Source organism: Mesorhizobium sp. C432A (genome assembly GCF_030323145.1).
Lineage (GTDB): Bacteria > Pseudomonadota > Alphaproteobacteria > Rhizobiales > Rhizobiaceae > Mesorhizobium.
In genome coordinates, this window is record NZ_CP100470.1 from 4,508,801 (window position 1) to 4,533,020 (window position 24,220).

Below are 24,220 nucleotides of genomic sequence, written 5' to 3' on the forward strand. Positions count from 1 at the left end.
CAGGCCTTTGGGCCTCAAAGTGAATTCTAAGTGAATTCATCTTTCGATTGGAATTTTGACGTGCGTTTGAAGACGATTTGCATTCTTGCACTTGCCCTGTTGATCGCCGGCTGCGGCGGCCGCAAAACCGAGGAACTGCTCGGCAGCGCCGTCATGTCCACGCCGGTGACCGAAATCTCGGGCAATCACTCGATCTTCATTGCCACCACACGCAAGAAATCCGACGATCCCAACAAAGTTTTCGACGGCGAACGCTCGGCGACGCTGAACTACGCCCGCGTCACCGTCACCGTTCCCGGCATCCACCAGACCGGCCAGATCGAGCGCCGCTCGCGCGGCAGGTCCAACGACCCGGCGAAGTACTTCATGGCTTCCGAGGTCGTCGGCTACGATGCGCAGCCGAAATTCTCCAGTGCGCTCAATGCCGACATCGCCGCGCGCGGCGGCCGCGTCATGGTCTTCGTGCATGGCTACAACACCGGCTTCGACGACGCGGTCTACCGCCTGACCCAGATCGTCCACGATTCCGGCTATCCCGGCACGCCGGTGCTGTTTTCCTGGGCATCGGGCGCCAGAACCACCGACTATGTCTATGACAAGGAAAGCGCCAGCGCCGCCCGCGATCAGCTGGAGGTGACATTGCGCATGCTGCAGCAGTCCGGCGCGCGGCGCATCGACATCGTCGCCCACTCGCTCGGAACCTGGGTGACCATGGAAACGCTGCGCCAGATGGCCATCACCGGCGACCGCGATCTCGGCGGCAAGCTCGGCGATGTCGTGCTGGCCTCTCCCGACATCGACGTCGACGTCTTCAAGAGCCAGATGCGCCGCTACGGCAAGCCGGACAAGCCGTTCATCCTGCTGCTCTCCGACGACGACCGTGCGCTGCGGCTCTCAGGCCTGATTGCCGGATCGCGGCCACGCGTCGGCGACTACAAGGATGCCGCCGACCTCGCCGCTTATGGCGTCACCGTGGTCGACCTCTCCAAGGTCAAGGGAGGCGACAGCTTCAACCACACCAAGTTCGCCGACAATCCCGAACTGGTGAAGATGATCGGCCAGCGGCTGCGCGAGGATGACGGCTTTGCCAGCGACCAGACGGTGACCGACCGCATCAGCGCGCTCGGACAATAAGGCTGTTGCCTTGCGGCCACCGTCGCCGCGTGAGGTCGCGAATGCCGCTCGGCCGATCACTTTCAACTGGACCGGGCCGGTCTCTGCCTCTACGACATTGAAATCGGCGCCAATGCGCCAGCGGGAGCCCGCGTGAACGAGCGTTGGAAGACTGTCCTGGTCCTTGCGTTCGCGCTCGCTGCCGCCGGCTGCGCCGGCCCGAACACCCATGACCTGTTGAACAAGACGACGGTTTCGGTGCCTGCCTCCGACATCGCGGGCACCCACGAAATCTTCGTCGCCACCACCCGCAAGCAGGCGACCAAGGACCCACGCCAGGTGTTCGATGGCGATCGCTCGCTGACCACCAGCTACGCCCGCGTCGACGTCACCGTGCCGAAGGTCCACCAGGTCGGCGCCATCGAGCGCGCCAAGGGCTCGGCCAATTCGAACCCGGCCAAGCAATTCACCGCCACGGATGTCGTCCACTATGGCGACGCCTCGCAATTCGCCAAGGCCGTCGGCGCCAACATCGCCATGAATGGCGACCGCGCGCTTGTCTTCGTCCACGGCTTCAACAACGGCTTCGACGATGGGGTCTACCGGCTGACGCAGATCGCCCACGACACCGAATATCCGGGTACGCCGATCTTGTTTTCGTGGGCTTCGAGCGGCAAGACCACGGGCTATATCTACGACAAGGACAGCGCCAACGCCGCGCGCGACGACCTCGAGGCGACGCTCAGGATGCTCGCCAAGACAAACGTCAAGAGCATCGACATCATCGCGCATTCGATGGGAACCTGGGTGACGATGGAAGCGCTGCGCCAGCTCGCCATCACCGGCGACCGCGATCTCGACGGCAAGCTCGGCCGTGTCGTCCTGGCATCGCCCGATATCGATGTCGACGTCTTCAAGAAGCAGATGATCCGCTACGGCAAGCCCGACAGGCCGTTCGTCATCCTGCTTTCCGCCGACGACCGTGCTCTGCGATTGTCCAGCCTGATATCCGGTGACAAGCCGCGCGTCGGCGACTACGGCAACGCCGCCGACATTGCCAGCTACGGCGTGGTCGTGGCCGACCTCAGCCAGATCAAGGGCGGCGACCGCCTGAACCACGCCAAATTCGCCGACAACCCGTTCCTGGTGCAATTGCTCGGCGACCGTCTGCGCGCTCCAGCCGGCCTGGCATCGGACGAACCCACGCAGGGCCAGATCGACAATCTCGGCCAAGGCATCGGCAAGGCCGTCGGCTCCGTCGCCGAGATCATCATCACCACGCCATTCAAGGTGCTGACCATCGCCACCGGCGGATGAGAGCCAAGCACCGGGCTGATCTCAGATAAAAAGATCGACCTTCTGGAACGTCGTCACGTCGATCAGGCCGACATCGGAAATCCTGAGCTCCGGAATGACGACCAGCGCCAGCAGCGAGTGCTGCATGTAGGCGTTGTTGAGCGAGCAGCCCATCTTGCGCATCGCCTCGGTCAGTTTCTCCGCCTTGGCCGCCACGATTTCCGCCCGCTCGTCCGACATCAGCCCGGCGATCGGCATTTCGACCAGCGCAAGCTCCTTGCCCTTCGAAAACAGCACCACGCCCCCGCCGACCTCGCCCAGCCGGTTGACGGCCAGCGCCATGTCTTCCTTGTTGGTGCCGACGCAGATGATGTGGTGGGCATCATGTGCGACGCTCGACGCCATGGCGCAGTCGCCCATATAGCCGAAGCCTGAGACGAAGGCATTGGTGACGCCGCCGGTGCCGCGGTGGCGCTCGACCAGCGCGATCTGGCAGATGTCGTTGCGGCGGTCCATGGCGACCAGCCCGTCCTCGACCGCCAGGTCGGCCTCCAGCGCCCGCGTCGGCGCCTGGTTTTCGATCACGCCGATGACCCGCACCCGCACCTCGTTGGCGCCCTTGGGCGCCGCAATGTCGAAGTCGCCTGGCTTCAGCTTCTTGCCGAGCTTGACGGTGTTCTTCGCCGATTTGGGGTAATCATAGGCCGGAATGTCGATCTCGAGCTTGCCGCCCTTGGCCAGCCTGATACCGCGGCCATAGACCTCGTCGATGGTCATGGCGGCAAGATCGGAGACGATCAGCAGATCGGCCAGCCGTCCCGGCGCGATCGAGCCCAGTTCGCGCTCCAGCTTGAAATGCTGGGCGGTATTCAGCGTCGCCATCTGGATCGCCGTCACCGGCTTCAATCCCTGTTGGATGGCGTGGCGCACCACCCGGTCCATATGGCCTTCATGCACCAGCGTGCCGGAATGGCTGTCGTCGGTGCACAGGATGAAGTTGCGCGGGTCGAGACCGCTCTCGGTCACCGCCTTGATCTGCGAGGCAACATCGTACCAGGCCGAGCCCAGCCGCAGCATTGCCTTCATACCCTGGCGCACACGGGCGATCGCGTCCTCGGCGCGCGTGCCTTCATGGTCGTCCTCCGGCCCGCCGGCGACATAGCCATGGAACGGCAGGCCGAGATCGCGCGACGCATAGTGGCCGCCGACCGTCTTGCCCGCTCGCACCGTGGCGGCGATCTCGCCCGACATCACCGGATCGTTGGCCACGACACCGGGAAAATTCATCACTTCGCCGAGCCCGATGATGTTTTCCCAGGTCATCGCTTCCGCGACATCGGCGACCGTCAGTTCGGCCCCGGCATGCTCCAGCCCCGGCGCGGATGGCACGCAGGACGGCATCTGGACATGGACGTTGATCGGCATGGCGACGGCCTCGTCATGCATCAGCCGCACGCCGGGCAGACCCAGCACATTGGCGATCTCGTGCGGATCGATGAACATCGAGGTGGTGCCGTGCGGGATGACGGCGCGGCAGAACTCGGTCACCGTCACCATGCCGCTCTCGACATGCATGTGCGCGTCGCACAGGCCGGGCACCAGATAGCGGCCGCCGGCATCGACCACCTTGGTGCCCTGGCCGATGGCATGGCTGGCATTCGGCCCGCAATAGGCGAAGCGGCCGCCGGCAACGGCGATGTCGGTGCCGGCTATGATCTCGCCGGAGTGCACGTTCACCCAGCGGCCGTTGCGAATGACGAGATCGGCAGGCTTGCGCCCCGTCGCGACGTCGACCAGATGCGTCGCCATCTCGGTCCAGGGCTTGGGTTTCGTCGCCGACGGCTGCTTGGCCATGAAAGACTCCTGTTTGCCAGACTGTGCCAAGCCGGCAAGGTTTTGGCCAGCGATCACGGACGAAATCCGCTCGATGAGAACTCGCCCTGGCGGATGCGCCGCACCTGTTCACACCGGCGAGCGTCACGGCGGTCATTCAGTTTGGCCTGTGCCGGCACTTATGCTACTATTCTGCCGACGGTGCTGATTTGCGCCGACGACCCGCCGCGAGGCGGGTTTTTGTTGTGATGAGGCCGAAACCTCCTGAGGTGAAGTCATGACCCGGTTCCTGAAAGCACTCGCCTTCGTCACCCTGTTCCTGATCTCGGCCGGCTTTGCATCCGCCGAGGAACGTTGGCAGACCTTGCCCGAACCGGCGGCCATGCCCAAGCCTGAACAGAGCGGATATGCGCCGGTCAACGGCATTCAGATGTACTACGCCGTTTTCGGCGCCGGTGATCCGATTCTCCTGATCCATGGCGGCCTTGGCCATGGCGACATCTGGGCAAGCCAGGTGGCGACCATGTCCAAGACGCACAAGGTTATTATCGCCGACAGCCGCGGCCATGGCCGCTCTACCCGCACCGAGCAGGCTTACGGCTATGACCTCATGGCGTCGGACTATCTTGCGCTGCTCGACTATCTCAAGATCGACAAGACCGCTCTTGTCGGCTGGAGCGACGGCGGCATTATCGGCATCGACATCGCGCTGCATCATCCGGAGCGGCTGACACGGCTCTTTGCGCAGGCCGCCAACGTCACCACCGATGGCGTCGATCCGGGTGTGCTGACCAACAAGACCTTTGCCGCCTATATCGACCGCTCGGGCCGCGACTACAAGAAACTGTCGAAGACTCCCGACCAGTACGATGCCTTCGTGGCGCAGATCAGCCACATGTGGGAGTCGGAGCCGGCCTGGACCAAGGAGCAGCTCGGCAAGATAACCACGCCGACCGCGATCGTTGCCGGCGACCATGACGAGGCGATCAAGCGCGAACACACCGAATACATGGCCTCCGTCATTCCGGGCGCCAAGCTCATCATCCTGCCCAACGCCAGTCATTTCGCCATGCTGCAGGCGCCGGACGAATATAGCCAGGCGGCGCTGGACTTCATCGACGCCAAATAGCGCCCCCAGCTAGAGCACCCCAGCGCAGCAACGGGTGCATTCCGATTGTTGAACAATGGGTTCCGTTTTGCGGCGAATAGGATTACCTTCCGGCAAGGCGCCTTCTGAACCGCCTTTTCGGAGAACTCGATGCGGTGTCTGACGATTGCCAGTGCCGGATTTCTGATCGCTCTGGCCGCGCCGGCATTCGCCGCCGACCCGATGGCGGTGCCGATGACCGAACCAGGCTTCGACTGGACCGGCTACTATGCCGGCCTGCAGGCCGGCTACGGCTGGGGCCAGTCCGACATATCAGTGACGGAAGGCGCGCCGTTTTCCATCTCGCCCGACATTGACGGCGGTTTCGTCGGCGGCCATGTCGCCGGCCTGTGGCAGTTCGATCAGGCGGTGCTCGGCGCCGAGGCGGAGCTCAATTATTCCGCCGTCGACGGTACGGCGGTATCAGGCCTTGGAAGCACATTCCGCACGGACATCAAGTGGTTCGGATCTGTAAACGCCAAAGCGGGCTTCGCCATGGACCGCGTGCTGGTCTACGGCGTCGGCGGCGTCGCCTTTGCCGGCATCGAAACTTCGCAAGTCGCGGGCGCGTCGTTCGCCGGCACACGCACGAATATCGGCTGGACCTTGGGCGCCGGCGTTGACTATGCGCTGACCGACAAATTCATCGTCGGCGCGCAATATCGCTATTACGATTTCGGCTCCGAGCACTATGACGTGGCGGAACCCTTCAACGATCGCGATCAGGATGTGAAGATGAACGCGGTCGGTATCAATCTCAGCTACAAATTCTGAGCCTTCTCGGCGACTGAGATTTTGGCAACAACCAACTGTTTTGCCATCACGAACCACCTTTCATGAGTCCGACACTCGGCAAAAGATGGCTTGACGGGTTTTCGCTGGCGTCTGAAAAGGGCTGGCCTGCGGACGTGGCGGAATTGGTAGACGCAAGGGACTTAAAAAGGGATTTGTCACGTCCCGAGCATTTTCAAAGGCTTAGCAGTACGCAGGAAACGCCGACATGCGTTCCGATTGTGTTCAAGAGTTTCAACCGTTTAAGTTGAATAAACTAAGTGACTGTTTCCCTTGTGGATTGCGCTGCCACATGTGCAATGATCCCATTGGAGTGACCGTTGCAATCGCGAGTGCATGATGTGGGGAATTTTGTGGGAAAAAAACTTAACCGGCAGCACTATCCGGGTCGACTTTGGCGGCAATTTTGGCATTCTTTTGTTGCGTTCTCTTGCCGTCCAAGAGCGCCTTTAGCTGCGAACTATGTTCTTTGCGACGATCCCGCTCGATATACCAGACTTTGAAAAGCTCCTCGATCAGACCAATCAAGAGCGCCGCCTCGTTTGGATCGACGTCGATGATGACATCAACGTTTTTGTCCATGTGAGCCCCTATGTCCCCGACCCCACGAACCGCTTGAATGTCGTCCCAGACCTGGCTGTTAATCTTGTCTTTTACGAAAGACAATTCTGCACCTAGGTCGCCTCGCCTGTTTTGCGGGATTTCGAAATAATCTCTCACAATGCCCTGCAAACAGCGTCGCGACAAAGCTGCGGACGCGGCTCCACTGACAGGAAGCACCAAGACTGCCTCTCGATACGTTTTTTGTATCGCTTCTGGAATTGAAACCGGGAGGGGCATGACCTTGCCTTCCGGCCAAAGCCGATGCTGGTGGACGATACTGCCCCATTGCATCTGTCTTTGTGCGGGATGGGAAAAATTTCGAATTACAAGATCAATCGACAACTCGCGACAGTTTGGGTTCGGACATGAAACAGAGAACACGCGCAGTTTGACTGCCCCGTGTTTTGATCGAAGATTTAACATCGCATGGTCGTCGGTGCTGTCGCCATCGCTGATTGTGGTGAAGGTTCCACAATACGAGCACTCCCAATTCATTGCAGCCATGCCGTTTCTTCCCATTACGCTCTGGTATGGTGCGGGCGGCGGGACTTGAACCCGCACGGCCTAGGGCCTCCGGATTTTAAGTCCGGTGTGTATACCAATTTCACCACGCCCGCAGTCCTCGCAGATTTAGTTGGACCCGCCCTGTTTGGAAAGCGAAAAAGGCGGTTCCCATATGTGGGAAATCAGTGGGAAATCCCCACAATTTTTGGCAATTTGTGGGAGACGTTGAATGCGCAAACCCTTGACTTGCAACGAACGTTCAGAAGCCCAAGGGACTTAAAATCCCTCGATCTCTGATCGTACGGGTTCGATTCCCGTCGTCCGCACCATTTGAAATGCTTAGGATTTGTTCTGTAAGAACTCACTGGCTACCATAGAAAAGGCTGACGCGGGTAGCAACTGAAGAGTTTTTAACACTCTTGCTGGAATACCTGCTGCAACACTCCTGTCCGTAGCAACCGACCGCGCGGCCAGGTCAAGGCACTCCCTTAGGAGCCGGCTGGGGCCGCAGCGGCCTCAACCCGGTGGGCATGCTCCGTCGCGATTTTAAGAAGAGTTGCAGCCGTTTCCTGTGGCGTCCAACCTTGCGCTTCTGACGCAGTCACCAAGGCCGCAAACGCGGCTTCTAATGCGACTTCACAGTTCACCCCACGGTCTGGGCTATCCTCTGGCAATATCGGGGGTTCGACGGATTGGGACATGGTGAGTTCTTTCAAAGGGGAAAAACCCGCCGCCCCAGCCTTTTGCCACTTGAAAATTTCAGCAAAGGATCATTCCAGCTATCAGCAGCGTGATTAGAACTGACAACGGCACGGCCAGAAGACCGACCAACTCAACATTTCTTGTGTTTTGTCGCTTGTCCATCTTCGTCGCCCGCATGTCGTTGGCTTTGGCATCTTGCCGTCAACGTGCAGCTGTTGGAACCAACCACAAGTGCCGCTGATCGGAGATTCAGTCGGTGCTGCATATTAGCAACACATTGTGGAACGATCGGGCGGCATCAGCCAATTGCTTTTGAATGCGCTTGCACTTGCTTCGTACGATTCCGTACAGTTTTCCCCATTGGGGGAGGCGGCCGATGGACCATGACGAGGAAGGCTACAGCATTGACGCCTTCGATTTCGATGTGGTGTGCGAGACCTTCAGGAGATCCGTTCGGGAGCTGAACCTGGCTGAAGAGCATTGGGTAGACCACGCGAAGGCGCTCCTACGGGAATTCACCGACAGCGCACCTGACGACGACATGATTAGCCGGATCGTCGGGCGCTAGTGGCCTATACAGCCCTAGTTGGTTAGAATCGTACCCCGGTCCTGCCACGGAAACCTTTTCCAAGGTTTGCCGCGTCATAGAGGCATCACAGAAGCTCTCGGAACAGATTGCCCAGCGCGGAGGCCTATTAACTAAAAAAGCTCGCCACCTTGAGGCAACGGGCATCGCCAATGCCCTCAGAGAGCCCTGCCTGGACGTGTGGCGTCCTGTCCGGCCCTCGCCATTGATTTCGTCGGCAAGCTTGTCTTTGGCCTCGTGATAAGTCTTGAAGTTGGCATCGGGATGGCAATCGCCGGCTGCCAAGGATGCCGGGCCGCTGGCCGACCTATCAGTCAGGCGTCCGTAGCCAGAGCGTTATAAAGCAGCAAACACGCCAGGATAGAAACGGCGCTGCCTAGCAGCTGGTCTGCCGTCAGGCCGGAAAAATAGACAAGATGAAACGTCACCATCGCTCTACCAATCACGGTTCGGAACACTGCCGAATTAACCGTTAGCCGACGCTAATGTTCCGCTCTGGACTCACTACCGCTTTGGAAGAATCCTGCCGCAGCGATCAGCGCCCCGCCGACCTTGATCTCAACGTCGGTGCCACAAGGCTTCCTTCGTTCGCATGGTTCGCAGAGATTAGCACGATCGCATACTCTCATCTCATCCGGCGTCGTCTCCCTCACAAAGCAGCGCCGGTAAGGCTCGGCGACCTTCTTGTTTGTCCCGTGTGCCAAAGGAGGTCGCCGGGCCTGCCGTTGCTCATCTTTGCTGGTGGCTGCTCCTGATGGCTGCGCTTGGCGCCGTCGCCCTACTGCTACCTGCGGGGTAAGGCCGGCGAGCCCTCTTGTCAGGCAGTCCGGCATGTAGGATTATAGTCCTCGTTGCGGCGACCCCTCAATGGAGAGCGCCAATGGCCAGAACCAAACCTTCGGAACAACTTTCCCGGGCTGAAATCGAGCGCTTCCTGGCGGCAGCCGAAGCGCTGCACAAGAGCATCGTCGGGCCGCTCCTGGCGTACCACGGCGAGCACTACCAAGCTCTACGTAAGGTCCATGGACCCCTGTTGAAGTCGATCGAGACCATCACCGGCCAGAGGGCGAAGTTCATCCAGTGGAACGGGACAGGACCGGCACAGCCCCGGGACAAGCCTCCGGGCTAAGTCTCCTCCCGGAAATCCAGCAGCTTGGCATGGCGAAGCTTCTCCTCGCCCTTCAGGAACCGCACGCGGCCGACCAGGCCCGGCTTTAGCCATTCGGCCTTGTCACTCTTGAGCCCTTTCGGCGCCGGCCCGCCCATCTTGCCTTGCACGCGGTCCCATAGGCGCTGGCGCTTGTCCGCCTTGAACGTGACGAAGGCGCCGCCGGCATAGTGGCCTTTGTCGGCCATCAGCACCATGGCAGGCTTGCCGGCCTCGCGCTGCACGCCGATGATGTCCATCTCCTTTTCGGCATAGCACTTGATCTTGCGCCAGTTCGTCGTCGGACCCGACCGATACTTACTGCCCTTCCGCTTTGAAACGATACCTTCAAGCCCAGCCTGGTCGACCAGATGAAAGACGGCGTCGCCAGTGCCCGGCATCGCTTCGCTGAACTGGATTCGGCCACCGTCCGGGATCAACGCCCGGAGGATCTCGCGACGGTCTTCCACCGGCGTGTTCCGCAAGTCATGCCCGTTCAGATGCAAGAGGTCGAATGCTGGCAGATACAGATCGCGCGACGGCTTGCGGCTGGTCGCGGCTGATTGATGCGCATGGAAGTCGGATAGGCCAGCCTCATTGATCGTAATGGTCTCGCCGTCGATGATGAAGTCTTTCGCCTCGATCGCTTCCGCCTCACCGGCAAGTTGGATGTAGCGGCCCGTCCAATCATAACCGTTCTTGGTGATCAGCCGAATCCCGTCATCATCCTTGATGACCTGGGTGCGGTAGCCATCGAATTTGATCTCATGAATCCAATCATCGCCCATCGGCGGCGTGTCGACCAGTTCGGGTTCCATGGGCTTGATGAATTTCAGACGCATGCACTGACTCGCAGAACCGCGACTTCAATTATCTATCACTAAATTAGTTCCGGAACATTTTAGACGAATTGGATGTTTGAAGGGCTATGAAGATCGAAGCCGACCAATGCCGGGCAGCGCTGACGCTCATCCGGCGCACAATGGAAGAGCACTGTCCTCCTGGCGTGCTGCCGAGCGAAGAGATGGTCAATGGGCTCTATGGTCCGGAACTGATCCATGAGGCGGAAGCCATTGCCGCCGGCATCGTCGCAACCATTGACCAGCTGCAATTGCCCGTGATGAAACCGCCGTCCCCTAGTATCAAATAGAGACCGACACAGGGAAGGTCGCTTGGCCGCCCGATCGTGGGCTCGCAACGACCGGCGAGGCGATGCCGGCCTCACCAAGGGTTACAGCCCCTCGACCAGCAGCGAAGGCGGCTCGCGGCAGTGCAACGCCCGAAGTGTTTCGAGACGACGATGGCCACCGAGCGTAGCCAGCGCGCGTTGTGCTGCACAAGGACTGAGGCAGCGGCACGACCGCCCGGGCTACTCCAAAGGCGGCTCTTCGCTCTGTGGAGCCAAAACGGTGATATCCATCCTGGCGATTGTCGATGCGGCGCGCCCCTGGGCGCCAGAATCCGTGTCGCCACTTTCTGCCGCCATTGCCTTGGCGCGATGTCCTACGCTGTCTGCGCTTTTGCCTGGCGCAAATCCTTCGCCCGGTTCTGTCTTTGCGGGTTTCGGTCGAGTTTCAGCTGCCTGCCGATGTTGGTTTCCAATCGCCGAGACCATTGATACCTCCCCTTGATGAGGCCGCGACTGTACCGGTCAAGGCTGTAGCGAGGCTGATCACTTAAGTGGTCGGGTTGCGCCCGCTCGTCGTGGCCCTCCGATCACTGGGCTCTCGATGCCTTGGCGCTCGCGGACGTCTGGCCGGGTGGGAAGTTCAAACTCAGCCGCCCTTTGCGGCACCGGCTTCGCCCGACAATCAGGAACGATTTCGCCCGCCATGTGTTACGCAAACATGAATCTCGCGGATCCCGGATCAACAATGGCAACCGATCTTTTCACGATGCAACTCGCTGATGCTCAGCAGCGCATCAAACAGACCGAGTTCGCGCTGGTACTCAGCGAGAAAATGGTGGCTGAGAACCTCGCTTTATCCAGCAGGATACGATCGGCGAGGCGGCGTGTCCTGAAGGCCGGAAGGCCTCTGGCGACAGCCGACTCAACAAGCTGAAAGAGTTCTTCAAATGATCTCGACCCAGTCGGGACGTGGGAGAGCTTGCCGGTAACCTTAGCGGTAATCGGCCGAGTCGCAGCAGGAAGCGCGCCGAAAACTTGCTCGATGAAGACTGCGGCGTCGCTATGACCGCTACGGCTCAGTTGAGGCAGCACTTCGAAATCACGGCTATTGACCTGCTGAGCTATCAGTTTCCCTCGATCTCTAATGGTATGGGTTCTCCGCACCACCCTTCGCTCTTCGAGCTTCGGGGTGGCAGGCCACCGAGTAGCCGTCAAACGTCGAGATAGCCGGCGGCGACGAGCATTGCCTTGTATCGCCGGGCAAATCGGCTGGGCAAACGGCTGAGGTAAGCTGACGCGCCAATATCCCAATGCGCGCCCAGTTCGCGGTCGAAGGCAGCCGGGTCGAATTGCAGCAAGCCGCTGCGTGGGTAGACCGTGAATTCTCCGAAGATCGGCTCCCCCTCCTCCTCGTAGAAATCGACACGCACCATGTCGAACTCGCTGCCGAGCGCCTCGGCTGCCTCGATCATCCGCGCCAGGCTCTTGGGAGGGGGAATTTCCAGGCTCGAGTCGATCGCGCCCTGGGCAATGTTCAGCGGGCGCCAATCGCGATCCAGGTGGGCGGTATTCTTGACCGTGGAACGGAAGGCGACGACGACGATGTAGGCGACGCGGCCAGCCAGCACACAGAATTTGTAGTCGACCGGGTCATAGCCCTGGTCCTTGCCCACAAGTGCTTCGACGAAAACCCGCCGCTCTATGTGCGCATAGCTGCGCTCCAGCTTGCGGGCGCCATAGGTTTGGCCAAGGTATTCCGTCATCTCGGCAATGATCGCCTCCCGGTCGGCGTTGGCCGGATCGCGAACGATGACATTCATGGCGCAACCGTGGTTGCATTTGACGGCGTAGGGGATTTTCAGGTCATCGAAGGGGATCTGGCGCGGATCGTCGCCCTGCCACAGCACCTCAGGGATGGCGAGCCCGGGAAGCCGCTCCCTGACGATTTCCTTGGACTTGAGCTTGTCGAGAAGACCGGCAAAGCGAGGATCGTCATCGAAAATCTTGCGCCAGTGGATCTTTTCCGTGAACGTCACCGGGGCTGCAAAATTCGGCAGATGCCGCATCCGCTCCAGGAAACGCTGGGTCAACCGGCGGTAGCGGACAAGCAGCGCGGCGTTCAGCAACAGGAGAGATGCCCGCGCGCTGTTTCGCTTCAGCCATGCCTTTGCGCCACGCGCCATTCCGGTGTCCTTGCAACCTGCGCAACTTCATCCGCGAAGTGGACGTGCCACCCTGCCCGCAGCAGTGAGGCACGTCGAGCTTCGCCGAGCTAGCCCTTCATCGGGTACAGTTTCAAATGCTGGATCAGGATGATCGTCTTGGCGTCGATGATGCGGCCGTCTGAAATGCCGGCCAGCGCTTCATCAAGAGGCATTTCCAGAACCTCGATGTCCTCGCCCTCGTCGGCCGCGCCGCCGCCGGCCGAGATGCGGTCGGCGGGTGAATAGCGCGCCACGAAGAACCACAGCCGTTCGGTGACGCTGCCCGGGCTCATATAGGGGGAAAACAGCCGCTCGATGTTCTGTAGGCGATAGCCGAGCTCTTCCTCGGCCTCCTTGAGGATGGCGGTTTCGGGATCGTTTTTGTCGAGCAGGCCGGCGCAGGCCTCGATCAGCGGTTCGCGGTGGCCGGTGACGTAGGCGGGGTAGCGGAACTGCCGCACCAGAAGCACCGTCTGACGCTCGGGATCGAAAGGCAGGATCACCGCGCCGTCGCCACGATCGTAGGTCTGGCGAATCTGCGTCTCCCACTGCCCGTCGCGCCGACGGTAATCGAGAACGGTCTTCTTCAGGACCGCCCAGTCGTCGGACAGGACTTCCTCCGAGCGGATGCGGATACGATCTTCCATGATGAGCTCCAAGTGTCGGCGCCATGGCGTAACCGCGAACGGTTTTGCGCGCAACCGAAACGGCGAAGCTTTCACCGCCTCGTGTCTGGTGCCGGCAACTGCCATCGCCTAAATAGCTGCAGCCCTCTCCGGAGTTTTTTTGATGACCGCAGCGCTTTTCCAGCCGATCGCCCTCGATGGCCTGACCTTTCCGAATCGTATCGCGGTGGCGCCGATGTGCCAGTATTCCGCCGAAGATGGCTCGGCCAGCGACTGGCATCTCTATCACTGGATGAACCTGGCGATGTCGGGCGCCGGCATGGTCACCGTCGAGATGACCGACGTCGAACGGCGCGGCCGCATCACCCATGGCTGCCTCGGCCTCTATTCCGACGACAACGAGGCGGCCGCCCGGCGCACGCTGGATGCAGCAAGGCGCGTCGCCGCGCCGGAAACGAAATTCGGCATTCAGCTTGCCCATGCCGGCCGCAAGGCCTCCAACCGAAAGCCCTGGGAAGGCGGCGGCCCATTGCAGCCGGGCGAGGATCCCTGGCAGACCGTCTCGGCCTCGGCCATCGCCTATGACACCGGCTGGAATGTGCCGCATGCGCTGGAGGAGGATGAAATCCTGCAGCTTATCGAGCGCTTCACTCAAGCCGCGAGGCGGGCCGAGCGCGCCGGCTTCGACTTCCTCGAGTTGCACGCCGCGCACGGCTATCTGATCTTTCAGTTCCTGTCGCCGCTTTCCAACCAGCGCACCGACCGCTGGGGCGGCTCGCTGGAAAAACGCATGCGTTTCCTCATCGAGATCGCCAAATCGGTGAGGAAGGCAGTTCCAAACCTGATGCTTGGCGCCCGCCTGTCGGTAAAGGACTGGGTCGATGGCGGCTTCGAGGTCGACGAGGCGATCGAGGTGGCCAAAGCCTTGAAGGCGCTTGATGTTGCCTATCTCTGCTGTTCGAGCGGCGGCAATTCGCCGTTGCAGAAGCTGCCGACCGGCCCCGGCTATCAGGTGCATCTGGCCGAAGCGGTGCGCAAGGGCGCCGGCATCCCGACCCGGGCTGTCGGCCTGATCGACGATCCCGCGCAGGCAGAGGCGATCGTCGCCGACGGCCGCGCCGACATGGTGGCGCTGGCCCGCGCCTTCCTCGCCGATCCGCGCTGGGGCTGGCGCGCCGCCGCCACCTTCGGCGAGAAAATCCATCCCGCGCCACAGCTCGCCCGCTCGGTGACGACGATGCAGCATTGGACGAAGGGCTGAACAGGCAGCGCCGACGGATGCGCCAAACGCATCTGCTGGACAGATTGCCGCAGCTTCGCTTTAATCCGCCCGCTATAGTCCCTGGGGGCAGGCCGCCTTGGCGGCCGGATTGGGAGCAAAGTCCATGGCATCAAGGGCAATCTATCCGGCGGCAGCCGCTCTGGTGGTCGCACTGTCGTTCGCCGCGTCGTCTCCGGTCGGCGCGCAATATTGCGAAGGCACGGTGCACGGCCTGTCCAGGCACTACGATCTCGATACTGGCAGCGGGTTTCTCGCCGTGCGCGCACGGCCGAACTTGTCGTCGCGCATGATCGGGCAATTGTTCAATGGCGACCACACCGAGATTTTCGACCGCCGCGGCAACTGGTACCAGGTCGAAATCGGCGGACGGACCGGCTGGGCCAACGCCCGCTGGCTGCGCAACGACTGCGGTTACTGAGACCAACGATTGCTGTTGGTGAGACGTTTGGGCGCAGGCTGACGGCCATTTTTGCAACCATATTGGCTGCTTTGCGTTGCGGCCATCATGGATAACAAACCTTTTGAAACCCCGGTCGTGGTCGGACTCGGCCATGTCGGCAAATATCGCCAGATCCGCAGCACCCAGGAAGCGGCGGAGTGTCTGATCACGGTGTGGCCGCTCAACCGCGGCCCGCGCCATCGTGATGCTCTCGACACTTGCCTCAAAGTGCTGGAAGGTTATCGTTCGACGGCCGATGCACGCAGGGCTTTGATCGAAGCGGCCAAGGAATCGGAAGTGCTGGTTCCCGAAGACCGGCTGCCAGACGCCAAGTTGCATTGAAGCCCAAATTGCAATGAAAAACGGGCCGCATTGAGCGGACGGACGAACCGGAGGATTTCATGGCGAAGCTGACTTACAAGATCGTCGAGCATGACGGGGGCTGGGCCTACAAGGTCGGTTCGACATTCTCGGAGACATTCCCGACCCATCAGGATGCGCTGCGCGCCGCCGAGATCGCCTCGGCCGAACAGCAGATCGCCGGCGCCACGGACGGCATCCAGTATGAGGATGCCGAAGGCAAGTGGCACGACGAACTGGCCGACGGCCGCGACCGGCCGCAGACCGAAGTTTCCGACTGATCCTTGCCCCTCAGCTTTCGCTGCCGGCCGTGGATGCTCGCCTAAGCAATTCCCTTGGGAATTGCGTCAAAACAAACAGGCGGGACATCCTGCCGGTCAGTCGAAGCCGCGGCTTGATCACTTGCCGCAATATTGATCGTTCACGTTGGGCCTCACATTTCCGTAGGGTCCTGACGGGTCGGAGGCGCACGGCCCCGTAGCGCCGCCATAGCCTTTGCTGCCGTCGGCATTGATGCTGCCGGTGGTGCTCTGGTCGACGGTCGATGACTGCTCGTTCCCGAACGGCCACCAGCTGTGATGGTTGGAATACGTGCCGTCCGATGACTGCGCCATCGCCGATGTGGCAAGACCGATCGTCAGGACGGATGCTGCAAAAACTTTCCTGTACATTGAATTACTCCGTATCTGCCGCCTTGGGTGCGACACGGGGTAAACCGGATATCAGCCGAATGGTTCGGTGAAATTGTTGTGAGGCTGTGGTGAGGTCTTGGCCAGCGAATGCCCGCTCGGCAATGCGCTTGATGAAGGCGATGACGCGGTCCGGCTCGACGAATTGCGGCATGTGGCCGAGGCCTTCGACCGTCTCGAAATCCAGCCCTTCGATCCTGTCCTTCATCGGCTCCCCATGTATGCGCATGGCGATGACGCGATCGGCTGTCCCGAAGAAAATGCCGGCCGGCATGGCGATCTCTCCATAGCGCTCTTCGATGCGGCCAAGATCCTGTTCGACCGCTACGAAATCGGTGGAGGTTGCATGGAAATGGCTTGGCCTCAGCCCGAGCCATCCGCCGCCATCGATCATGTAGTCGGCGGGAACGGCCTGCGGCGAGAAGATGAACTCCAATGTCTGCCGCGCATATCTGAGGCTTGTCGGTATCGCGACGGTGTAGGCCATGATCCAGCGCCAAAGCCGCGAACGGATATAGAGCAGGCCCGCTTTCTCGCGGACGCCGGCTTCCAGATGCGTCAGCGGCGCCAGCAAAGCGATGCCGGAAATCGCGCCGGGATGTTCCACGGCCAGGGTCAGCGCGACGGCGCCGCCCAGGGAATGCCCGACCACAAGCGGCCTTTCCAGCGCGAGCGTTTCGATGAAGCGCCTTATGATCTCGGCCTGCTCAGGCAAGCGGCCGGTGGCTCCTTTGGCCCGCACCGAATAGCCCGATCCCGGCCGGTCGAGCGCGATCAGCCGGCAACCGGGGCCGAAGCGGTTGAACAGCGTGTGCTGGAACTGATGAAGCTGGGCGCCAAGTCCGTGCACGAACAGGATCGGCCGTCCCTCGCCCGTTTCGACATAATGGATGCGGCTGCCGTCGATCTCGACGAAGTTTCCGCTGGCCGGCACCAGCCTTTCGGCCTTGGCGGCAATCCAGAGCGTAGCGGCCACCAGACAGGCTACGATGACGAGAGCCAGCACGGACAGGCCGGCAACAAGCCACAGCAGAATCGATACCAGCATGTTTCACCCGGGAGCGGACCGGCGCGCACCATCACCCACTGACGAACGCTCGGCAAGGCAGATGGCGGCTTGTGTCGGCATTGCCGCCAGTTCGATGTCGCGCTATCTCAGGCGACCTTCTTTCTGCCTCAGGCGACCTTGTCTGCCAACGGGCCTGTTTGCCGGAGCCTTCCATGCCTGAAATCGTCACTGCCGCCATGCTTGTCATCGGCGACGAGATTCTGTCCGGCCGCACCAAGGATAAAAATATCGGCCACCTCGCCGACATCATGACGGCCATCGGCATCGACCTGAAGGAAGTGCGCATCGTTCCCGACGAGGAGGACGAGATTGTCGCTGCGGTGAATGCCGTACGCGCCCGCTACACCTATGTCTTTACCACCGGCGGCATCGGCCCGACGCATGACGACATCACCGCCGATTCCGTTTCCAAGGCTTTTGGGGTGCCGTGCGAATACGACGCCAAGGCCTATGCCATGCTGGGCGAGAGCTATGCCGCGCGCGGCATCGAATACACCGAGGCCCGCAAGCGCATGGCGCGCATGCCGCGCGGTGCCGACCATATCGACAATCCGGTCTCCGTCGCGCCCGGCTTTCGCATCGGCAACGTCCATGTCATGGCCGGCGTGCCGGCGATTTTCCAGGCCATGCTCGACAATGTCGTGCCGACGCTGAAGGCCGGCACCAAGATGCTGTCGGCTACCGTCCATTGCCCGTTCGGCGAAGGCCTGATCGGCGGTCCCCTGGGCGACATCCAGAAGGCGCATCCCGACACCATCATCGGCTCCTATCCGAAATATGGCGACGGCAAATTCTGGACGGAGCTGGTGGTCCGCGCCCGCAGCCAGGAGGCGCTGGATTCGGCACGCAAGGACGTCGAGGCGATGGTGGCCGGCTTCACCGCCGCCAATTGACCCTGGGTTCGCGGACCATCGCCGGGCCGGAACCAAGCACCGCACTCCCACGTTTTCCCTCGGGCGCAGCACGCGCTGGCAGATTTGAGGGATTTCGCATGCGCTTCAAGACCATGGTCGCCATATTGCAGAACGAACAGGACGCCGAACGCGTGCTCGACTGCGCCATCCCGCTTGCCGACCGGTTCGAGAGCCATCTCATCGGCATCCATGCCGAAGCGCTGCCCGTTCCCTACACCTCGGCAACCGGCTTCCCCGACACTGAGTTCCTGCAGGTCTCCGCCGACATGAACCGCGAGCGCGCCGAGAAATTGCAGACGCTTTTCGTTCGGCGGATCGAGAATTCCGGCCTTTCCTTCGAATGGCGCAGCCTCGAGAGCTTTTCCGGCGACAGCGCGCTGACGGGTATTTCCAGCGTGCGCGCCGCCGATCTGATTATCGCCGCGCAGCGCGAGACCGGGGGCGACACGAGCGCCGATGTCGACACGCTGGTTTACGATGCCGGCCGGCCAGTGCTGGTGGTGCCGCATGAGGGGCCGTTGGTCACCACATTCAAACATGTGCTGCTGGCCTGGAACGGCAGCAAGGAGGCGGCGCGTGCCGCCTTCGACGCGCTGCCCTTCATCATCGAGGCCGAAAAGACCGACATTCTGGTCATCGATCCGCCGGATACGCTGGATGACAACCCGGAAGCCGCCGGCGCCGAGATCGCCGCGGCAATCTCCAGGCATGGCGCAACGGTCAGCGTGTCGGTGCAGAAATCGGGTAATGCTTCGGTCGATGACGTCATCCAGACCCGGATCGCCGAGACCGGAGCCGACCTTCTGGTGCTCGGCGCCTACAGCCATTCCTGGCTGCGTCAGCTTTTGTTCGGCGGCGTCACGCGCACCGTGTTGCGCAGCGTGCCGGTTGCGGCCTTTTTGTCGCGGTAACTCCACAGACTGGCCCCGCCCTTGCCAATGCCCTGGCTTTCCAGTTAATTCCGCGCGCATTCCACAATGGTGCGCGCGGAGTGCAGAATGTCCCTTCCCGAAAAAGCCTTTCCGGTCTCCTGGGACCAGTTCCACCGCGATGCCCGGGCGCTCGCCTGGCGGCTTGCCGGCGCCAACAAGGGACAGTGGAAGGCCATCGTCTGCATCACCCGTGGCGGCCTGGTTCCCGCCGCCATCATCTCGCGCGAACTCGGCATACGCGTCATCGAGACGGTCTGCGTCGCCTCTTATCACGACTACACCAGCCAGGGGCAGTTGCAGGTGCTGAAGGAGATCACCCCGGCGCTGCTCGCCGATGATGGCGCGGGCGTGCTGATCATCGACGACCTCACAGACACCGGCAAGACGGCAGGCATCGTGCGCGCCATGATGCCCAAGGCGCATTTCGCCACCGTCTACGCCAAGCCGAAAGGCCGGCCGCTGGTCGACACCTTCATCACCGAAGTCAGCCAGGACACCTGGATCTACTTTCCCTGGGACATGGGTTTCACCTACCAGAAGCCGATCGCCGACGATCACGCCGGCTGATTCGCGCCAGCCCCATTTCTGCCCAGACGGCCAAACCCGCCCCGTCTGCTATGAAAACAGACACTGGAAGGGACAATGTTCTGTCGAATCGACAGGTGTTGGCGGATTTGACGGGTCGGTGTGATGTTTTTTACTTTTAAGACTTACACTTGTCGGTAAGATTCATACGGCGGCTAACGATTCTGAGGGCTGGGGTAGCTTTCACTGATGCTGACGACACCGGCGACACACGACCATCTGGCTGAAAGGGTCCGCAAGCTCTTCGGCACTTCGCCTTGTCGCCTGCAGGTTGCCGCTTTGCCATGGCGCAATAACGAAGACGGCGTCGAGATCATGCTGATCACCAGCCGAGACACCGGGCGTTGGGTGCTGCCGAAGGGCTGGCCCGAGGCCAGGGAGCCGCTCTGCGAGGCAGCGGCCCGCGAGGCGGGCGAGGAAGCCGGATTGCGTGGCAAGATTTCGCTTTTCGAGGCCGGTCGTTACTTCTACGCCAAGGCCCTAGCGTCCGGCGAGGAAGTGCCTTGCGAAGTGCTGGTGTTTCCGCTGCAGGTCGAGCACGTTGCCGACCGCTGGAAGGAAAAGCGCGCGCGCACCCGGAAATGGGTCAATGGGGCCGAGGCCGTACGCATGGTCAACGAACCGGACCTCTGCCAGATCATCGCCCATTTCTGCGCCGATCCCCACAAGTTCGTCGTTAGAGCCTAGCTCACAGCCACCGCTGCATAGTCCTGCGCGCCCGCACCGGTTCTTGCCCCGATTCCGGGCTCGGTGCTTCGCTCCGCGCGCCAGCAATCCGACACTATAAATCCCTCCCCTTCAGGCCAAGCTTAGCCACAGCTTGACATGCAGGCATTTACCTGCATATTGTGTCTTCAAGATGAGTGAGACCGATGGACGCCGACAAGGTTTTCAAAGCGCTGGGCGACCCGACCCGCAGAATGCTGCTCGATCTTCTGTGTGAGAAGAACGGCCAGACGCTCGGCGAGCTTTGCGAAAATCTCGACATGGCGAGGCAATCCGCCACGCAGCACATCGATCTGCTGGAAGCGGCCAATCTGATCAGCACGGTCAAGCGTGGCCGAGAGAAGCTGCATTTCATCAACCCCGTGCCGCTGCACGAAGTCTACGAGCGGTGGGTGCGAAAATTCGAACGGCAGCGGCTGAGCCTGCTGCACGACCTGAAACAAGAACTCGAAGGAGACGACCAATGACCCGGGAAACCACCAGTTTTGTCTACGTGACCTACATCAGATCGACGCCACAAAAGGTGTTCGAAGCCATCACCAGGCCCGATATCGCCAAGCGCTACTGGGGCCACGAGAACGTCTCCGACTGGAAGCCCGGCTCGAAATGGGAACATATTCGCGCCAATGAGGAGCGCTCTGTCGAACTCGTCGGCAAGGTGGTCGAAATCTCGCCGCCGACCCGCCTGGTCATGAGCTGGGCCAACGCCTCGCAGGCCGACGATCCCACCAAGCACAGCCGGGTGACGTTCGCCATCGAGGAATACGACACCATGGTCAAGCTGACCGTCAGCCATGACGAGCTCGAAGCCGGCAGCGGCATGGCCAAAGGCGTCAGCCAAGGCTGGCCGGCCGTGCTGTCCAGTATGAAATCCTTCCTCGAAACCGGCACGGGCATCGACCTGTTCGCCAAGCCGAAATCGGCCTGAAGCAATCTGACAGCGGGAGAACGACAATGACCAGGCACTATACCGGCGGCTGCGCCTGCGGCGCGATCCGCTATGAGGCCAGCGGCGAGCCGATCTTTCAGAACCACTGCCAATGCCTCGATTGCCAAAAGCGCAGCGGTACTGGCCATTGTTCCTATGTGACCTTCGGCCGGCGCGCTGACGTAAAGATCACCGGCGAGCCGAGCACATGGCGGATGATCGCCGACAGCGGCAATGAAAAAGCCCAGGCCTTTTGCCCGACCTGCGGCACGCCGGTCTACGTAACGTTCGTCGCCATGCCGGAGGTGACGGCGATCCAGGCCACGAGCCTCGACGATCCCGGCCAGTTCGATCCGCAGGCGGTCACCTACACCGTGCGCGGCCACGTCTGGGACACGATCGACCCAGCGCTTCAGCCATTCGAGCGAATGCCTGGATGAACCAGGCAGAGCCCTGTCCCTCGGATAGGGCTCTGCGTTCAGCTCAGATCACCAGGCCCTTGGTCAGTTCCAGCGCCTGCCGCTCGAACAGGCGGCGGTAGATGCCGCCCTTCAGCCGGATCAGCTCGTCATGCGAGCCTTCCTCGACGATCTTGCCACGGTCGAACACGAGCAGCCTGTCCAGCGCCCGCACCGTCGACAGACGGTGCGCGATGACCAGCGTCGTGCGGCCGACCATCAGCCGCTCCATCGCCTGCTGGATCAGCACTTCCGATTCCGAATCGAGGCTCGATGTCGCCTCGTCCAGGATCAGGATGCGCGCATCCGCCAGGAAGGCGCGTGCGACCGCCACCCGCTGGCGCTCGCCGCCCGACAGTTTCACGCCGCGTTCACCGACCAGCGTGCCGTAGCCCTTCGGCAGGCCGGTGATGAAGTCGTGCGCGCTGGCGAGCTTGGCGGCATGCTCGATCTCGGCCTGCGTGGCGTCCGGACGGGCATAGGCGATGTTTTCCGCCAGCGAGCGGTGGAACAGGATGGGCTCCTGCTGGACGATGGCAATCTGCGCGCGCAGCGACGCCTGTGCAACCTGGGAGATGTCTTGGCCATCGATCAGGATCCTGCCGCCGCTGACATCATAGAGACGCTGGATCAGCTTCACGAAGGTCGTCTTGCCCGAGCCGGAATGACCGACCAGTCCGACCCGCTCGCCCGCCGCTATCTCCACCGAAAAGCCGCGGTAGAGCGGCAGGCGATGGCTGCCATAGTGGAAGGTGACGTTATCGAAGGCGATGTGGCCATGAGTGATCCGGATCGGCTTGGCGCCGGGCCGGTCCTCGATGCCGAGCGGTTGCGACTGGAAATCGACCAGTTCCTCCATATCGTTGACCGAACGCTGCAAATTGCGGATATGCGTGCCGATGTCCCTGAGGTAGCCCTGCAGCACGAAGAACGAGGTCAGCACGAAGGCGACATCGCCCGCACTTGCCTGGCCCCAGGCCCACAGCATCAGCGACAGGCCGATCACTGCCGTCCGCAGCACCAGCAGCATGGCGCCTTGCGTCGTGCCGTTGATGGTGCCGCGCACCCAAGTGCGGCTGGTCCGCGCGCGCCATTTGGCGACGACCTTGGCAAGACGCGTTTCCTCGCGCGTCTCGGCGCCGAAACCCTTGACCACGGCATTGCAGCTCACCGCATCGGCAAGCGAGCCGCCAAGCCGCGTATCCCAGCTGTTGGCGAGCCGTGCCGCGGGCGCGACATAGCCGAGCGACAGCAGCGCCGTCACCGTGATGAACAGCACCGAGCCGACTGCCACGACCAGCCCCATCAGCGGCCAGAACCAGCCGAGCAGCAACGTCGAGCCGACCAGCATGGCGACCGATGGCAACAACGCAATCAGGATGGTGTCATTGAGCAGGTCGAGAGCCCACATGCCGCGCGTGACCTTGCGCACCGTCGATCCGGCAAAGCTGTTGGCGTGCCAGTCGGTTGAGAAGCGCTGCACGCGATAGAACGAGTCGGCGGCGATGTCGGCCATCATCTTCAGCGTCAGCTCGACAATGCCCATGAAAGCCAGGTTGCGCAGCACCACGCCGGTCAGCGCCAAAGCGATGAGCGCGAAGAACGCCGCCATTGCCGCATTCCACGCGACATCGTCAGCCAACGCACTGCTGGCGACGGCGTCGACCAGCCGGCCGGAATAGAGCGGCGTCAAGACGTCGGCCAGGGTCGACAGCAGGAAGCTGCCCATGATCAGCGAAAGCCGCCACGGCTGGCGCCGCCAGTGGCTGAGCGTGAAGCCAAGAACGCTGCGAAAGGCGCTTGCACGCAGATCGATTCGAAAACGAGTCATGATGTCATCCGGGCGCAAATCTGCCCGGTCCCGGTAAGGTCTGAAAATTGAAAACCGCGCTGGGCAATTCGCCCGGCTGCGGAGGTTCGGCATAGGTGGCGGCGCGCCCCGGGTTGTCGGGTGGCGACCGGCATCGGCAGAAGCCTGTACTCGACCCGGCATCGGTGCGAAGGGCAAACCTTCGCCGGACGCCAGGTGAGACCTAGGCTTCGCGGCCTCGCATTACCATGTGAAATACTGCCATTCAGACCTCCCGCAAGACACTTGCGGAGAGGTCCTTATAGAGACGCCATGAAGGATCGCCAAGGCCGGGCACGTGGCAAAG

General features: G+C 61.6%; 27 protein-coding genes and 1 tRNA gene. 19 read left to right on the forward strand and 9 right to left on the reverse strand.

Annotation, left to right across the window (positions count from 1 at the left end; translation table 11 throughout):
- Positions 1–60 precede the first annotated feature (60 nt).
- Both NLY33_RS22025 and NLY33_RS22030 read left to right on the forward strand, forming a co-directional pair.
- Complete coding sequence (locus tag NLY33_RS22025) at positions 61–1,134, forward strand: alpha/beta hydrolase (RefSeq protein ID WP_023706608.1); 1,074 nt, start codon at positions 61–63, stop codon at positions 1,132–1,134.
- A gap of 132 nt (positions 1,135–1,266) precedes the next feature.
- Positions 1,267–2,430, forward strand: a complete 1,164-nt coding sequence (locus NLY33_RS22030) for an alpha/beta hydrolase (protein WP_023706607.1) — start codon at positions 1,267–1,269, stop codon at positions 2,428–2,430.
- A 21-nt stretch (positions 2,431–2,451) separates the two neighbouring features.
- Here NLY33_RS22030 and ade read toward each other — a convergent pair whose 3' ends face one another.
- Positions 2,452–4,263: an adenine deaminase gene (gene ade / locus NLY33_RS22035; RefSeq protein WP_023706606.1), complete on the reverse strand. Its 1,812-nt coding sequence runs from the start codon at positions 4,261–4,263 to the stop codon at positions 2,452–2,454.
- A 256-nt stretch (positions 4,264–4,519) separates the two neighbouring features.
- Between ade and NLY33_RS22040 the strand changes: the two genes are divergently transcribed.
- Both NLY33_RS22040 and NLY33_RS22045 read left to right on the forward strand, forming a co-directional pair.
- Entirely contained in the window at positions 4,520–5,371 is an 852-nt protein-coding gene (locus NLY33_RS22040; RefSeq protein WP_023706605.1) for an alpha/beta fold hydrolase, read from the forward strand.
- Positions 5,372–5,500: 129 nt separating this feature from the next.
- Positions 5,501–6,163 (forward strand): outer membrane protein, encoded by a 663-nt coding sequence (locus NLY33_RS22045; protein WP_023706604.1) that lies wholly within the window; start codon positions 5,501–5,503, stop codon positions 6,161–6,163.
- Between the two features lie 384 nt (positions 6,164–6,547).
- Here NLY33_RS22045 and NLY33_RS22050 read toward each other — a convergent pair whose 3' ends face one another.
- Both NLY33_RS22050 and NLY33_RS22055 read right to left on the reverse strand, forming a co-directional pair.
- Positions 6,548–7,288: a DUF4145 domain-containing protein gene (locus tag NLY33_RS22050; protein WP_198020367.1), complete on the reverse strand. Its 741-nt coding sequence runs from the start codon at positions 7,286–7,288 to the stop codon at positions 6,548–6,550.
- 27 nt (positions 7,289–7,315) lie between these two features.
- A tRNA-Leu gene (locus tag NLY33_RS22055) sits at positions 7,316–7,401 on the reverse strand.
- A gap of 965 nt (positions 7,402–8,366) precedes the next feature.
- Here NLY33_RS22055 and NLY33_RS22060 point away from each other — a divergent pair.
- Positions 8,367–8,558 carry a hypothetical protein gene (locus NLY33_RS22060; protein ID WP_023667524.1) on the forward strand — a complete coding sequence of 64 codons (192 nt, stop codon included), beginning with the start codon at positions 8,367–8,369 and terminating at the stop codon, positions 8,556–8,558.
- An 898-nt stretch (positions 8,559–9,456) separates the two neighbouring features.
- Complete coding sequence (locus NLY33_RS22065) at positions 9,457–9,705, forward strand: hypothetical protein (protein WP_023695401.1); 249 nt, start codon at positions 9,457–9,459, stop codon at positions 9,703–9,705.
- Here NLY33_RS22065 and NLY33_RS22070 read toward each other — a convergent pair.
- Positions 9,702–10,565 carry an ATP-dependent DNA ligase gene (locus NLY33_RS22070; RefSeq protein WP_023708468.1) on the reverse strand — a complete coding sequence of 288 codons (864 nt, stop codon included), beginning with the start codon at positions 10,563–10,565 and terminating at the stop codon, positions 9,702–9,704. The genes NLY33_RS22065 and NLY33_RS22070 overlap by 4 nt on opposite strands.
- Before the next feature lie 86 nt (positions 10,566–10,651).
- Here NLY33_RS22070 and NLY33_RS22075 point away from each other — a divergent pair, with 86 nt between their 5' ends.
- Together NLY33_RS22075 and NLY33_RS22080 are read left to right on the forward strand one after the other, a co-directional pair.
- Positions 10,652–10,873 carry a hypothetical protein gene (locus NLY33_RS22075; protein ID WP_023681532.1) on the forward strand — a complete coding sequence of 74 codons (222 nt, stop codon included), beginning with the start codon at positions 10,652–10,654 and terminating at the stop codon, positions 10,871–10,873.
- Positions 10,874–11,597: 724 nt separating this feature from the next.
- A complete protein-coding gene (locus tag NLY33_RS22080; RefSeq protein WP_023704573.1) occupies positions 11,598–11,786 on the forward strand; it encodes a hypothetical protein in 189 nt (62 codons plus the stop codon).
- 277 nt (positions 11,787–12,063) lie between these two features.
- Here NLY33_RS22080 and NLY33_RS22085 read toward each other — a convergent pair whose 3' ends face one another.
- Positions 12,064–13,035 carry an ATP-grasp fold amidoligase family protein gene (locus NLY33_RS22085; protein ID WP_023704572.1) on the reverse strand — a complete coding sequence of 324 codons (972 nt, stop codon included), beginning with the start codon at positions 13,033–13,035 and terminating at the stop codon, positions 12,064–12,066.
- Positions 13,036–13,124: 89 nt separating this feature from the next.
- Positions 13,125–13,703: an NUDIX domain-containing protein gene (locus NLY33_RS22090; RefSeq protein WP_023667531.1), complete on the reverse strand. Its 579-nt coding sequence runs from the start codon at positions 13,701–13,703 to the stop codon at positions 13,125–13,127.
- A gap of 142 nt (positions 13,704–13,845) precedes the next feature.
- Between NLY33_RS22090 and NLY33_RS22095 the strand changes: the two genes are divergently transcribed.
- From NLY33_RS22095 to NLY33_RS22110, 4 genes are all read left to right on the forward strand, one after another.
- Positions 13,846–14,943, forward strand: a complete 1,098-nt coding sequence (locus NLY33_RS22095; protein WP_023704571.1) for an NADH:flavin oxidoreductase/NADH oxidase — start codon at positions 13,846–13,848, stop codon at positions 14,941–14,943.
- A gap of 124 nt (positions 14,944–15,067) precedes the next feature.
- Positions 15,068–15,382, forward strand: coding sequence for an SH3 domain-containing protein (locus NLY33_RS22100; RefSeq protein ID WP_023704570.1), 315 nt, complete (start codon positions 15,068–15,070; stop codon positions 15,380–15,382).
- An 84-nt stretch (positions 15,383–15,466) separates the two neighbouring features.
- Positions 15,467–15,745, forward strand: a complete 279-nt coding sequence (locus NLY33_RS22105) for a DUF982 domain-containing protein (RefSeq protein WP_032995678.1) — start codon at positions 15,467–15,469, stop codon at positions 15,743–15,745.
- A 59-nt stretch (positions 15,746–15,804) separates the two neighbouring features.
- Positions 15,805–16,044, forward strand: coding sequence for a DUF2188 domain-containing protein (locus NLY33_RS22110; RefSeq protein WP_023667535.1), 240 nt, complete (start codon positions 15,805–15,807; stop codon positions 16,042–16,044).
- Positions 16,045–16,161: 117 nt separating this feature from the next.
- Here NLY33_RS22110 and NLY33_RS22115 read toward each other — a convergent pair whose 3' ends face one another.
- Both NLY33_RS22115 and NLY33_RS22120 read right to left on the reverse strand, forming a co-directional pair.
- Complete coding sequence (locus NLY33_RS22115) at positions 16,162–16,434, reverse strand: hypothetical protein (RefSeq protein WP_023704568.1); 273 nt, start codon at positions 16,432–16,434, stop codon at positions 16,162–16,164.
- Between the two features lie 4 nt (positions 16,435–16,438).
- Positions 16,439–17,500 (reverse strand): alpha/beta fold hydrolase, encoded by a 1,062-nt coding sequence (locus tag NLY33_RS22120; RefSeq protein ID WP_023704567.1) that lies wholly within the window; start codon positions 17,498–17,500, stop codon positions 16,439–16,441.
- Positions 17,501–17,673: 173 nt separating this feature from the next.
- Here NLY33_RS22120 and NLY33_RS22125 point away from each other — a divergent pair, with 173 nt between their 5' ends.
- The 7 genes from NLY33_RS22125 (at position 17,674) to NLY33_RS22155 (ending at position 22,046) form a co-directional block, all read left to right on the forward strand.
- Positions 17,674–18,414 (forward strand): competence/damage-inducible protein A, encoded by a 741-nt coding sequence (locus NLY33_RS22125; protein ID WP_023681539.1) that lies wholly within the window; start codon positions 17,674–17,676, stop codon positions 18,412–18,414.
- Positions 18,415–18,512: 98 nt separating this feature from the next.
- Positions 18,513–19,346 (forward strand): universal stress protein, encoded by an 834-nt coding sequence (locus NLY33_RS22130; RefSeq protein ID WP_023704566.1) that lies wholly within the window; start codon positions 18,513–18,515, stop codon positions 19,344–19,346.
- An 87-nt stretch (positions 19,347–19,433) separates the two neighbouring features.
- Complete coding sequence (gene gpt, locus NLY33_RS22135; protein ID WP_023667540.1) at positions 19,434–19,934, forward strand: xanthine phosphoribosyltransferase; 501 nt, start codon at positions 19,434–19,436, stop codon at positions 19,932–19,934.
- A gap of 207 nt (positions 19,935–20,141) precedes the next feature.
- Positions 20,142–20,639 (forward strand): NUDIX hydrolase, encoded by a 498-nt coding sequence (locus tag NLY33_RS22140; protein ID WP_023704565.1) that lies wholly within the window; start codon positions 20,142–20,144, stop codon positions 20,637–20,639.
- A 185-nt stretch (positions 20,640–20,824) separates the two neighbouring features.
- On the forward strand, positions 20,825–21,145 hold the full coding sequence (locus NLY33_RS22145; RefSeq protein ID WP_023681541.1) for an ArsR/SmtB family transcription factor: 321 nt from the start codon (positions 20,825–20,827) through the stop codon (positions 21,143–21,145).
- Entirely contained in the window at positions 21,142–21,606 is a 465-nt protein-coding gene (locus NLY33_RS22150) for an SRPBCC family protein (protein WP_023704564.1), read from the forward strand. The genes NLY33_RS22145 and NLY33_RS22150 overlap by 4 nt, the downstream gene beginning before the upstream one ends.
- Before the next feature lie 26 nt (positions 21,607–21,632).
- On the forward strand, positions 21,633–22,046 hold the full coding sequence (locus tag NLY33_RS22155; protein ID WP_023681543.1) for a GFA family protein: 414 nt from the start codon (positions 21,633–21,635) through the stop codon (positions 22,044–22,046).
- A gap of 43 nt (positions 22,047–22,089) precedes the next feature.
- On the opposite strand, the gene NLY33_RS22160 is transcribed toward NLY33_RS22155, so the two are convergent.
- Entirely contained in the window at positions 22,090–23,895 is a 1,806-nt protein-coding gene (locus NLY33_RS22160; protein WP_023704563.1) for an ABC transporter ATP-binding protein, read from the reverse strand.
- Positions 23,896–24,220 lie beyond the last annotated feature (325 nt).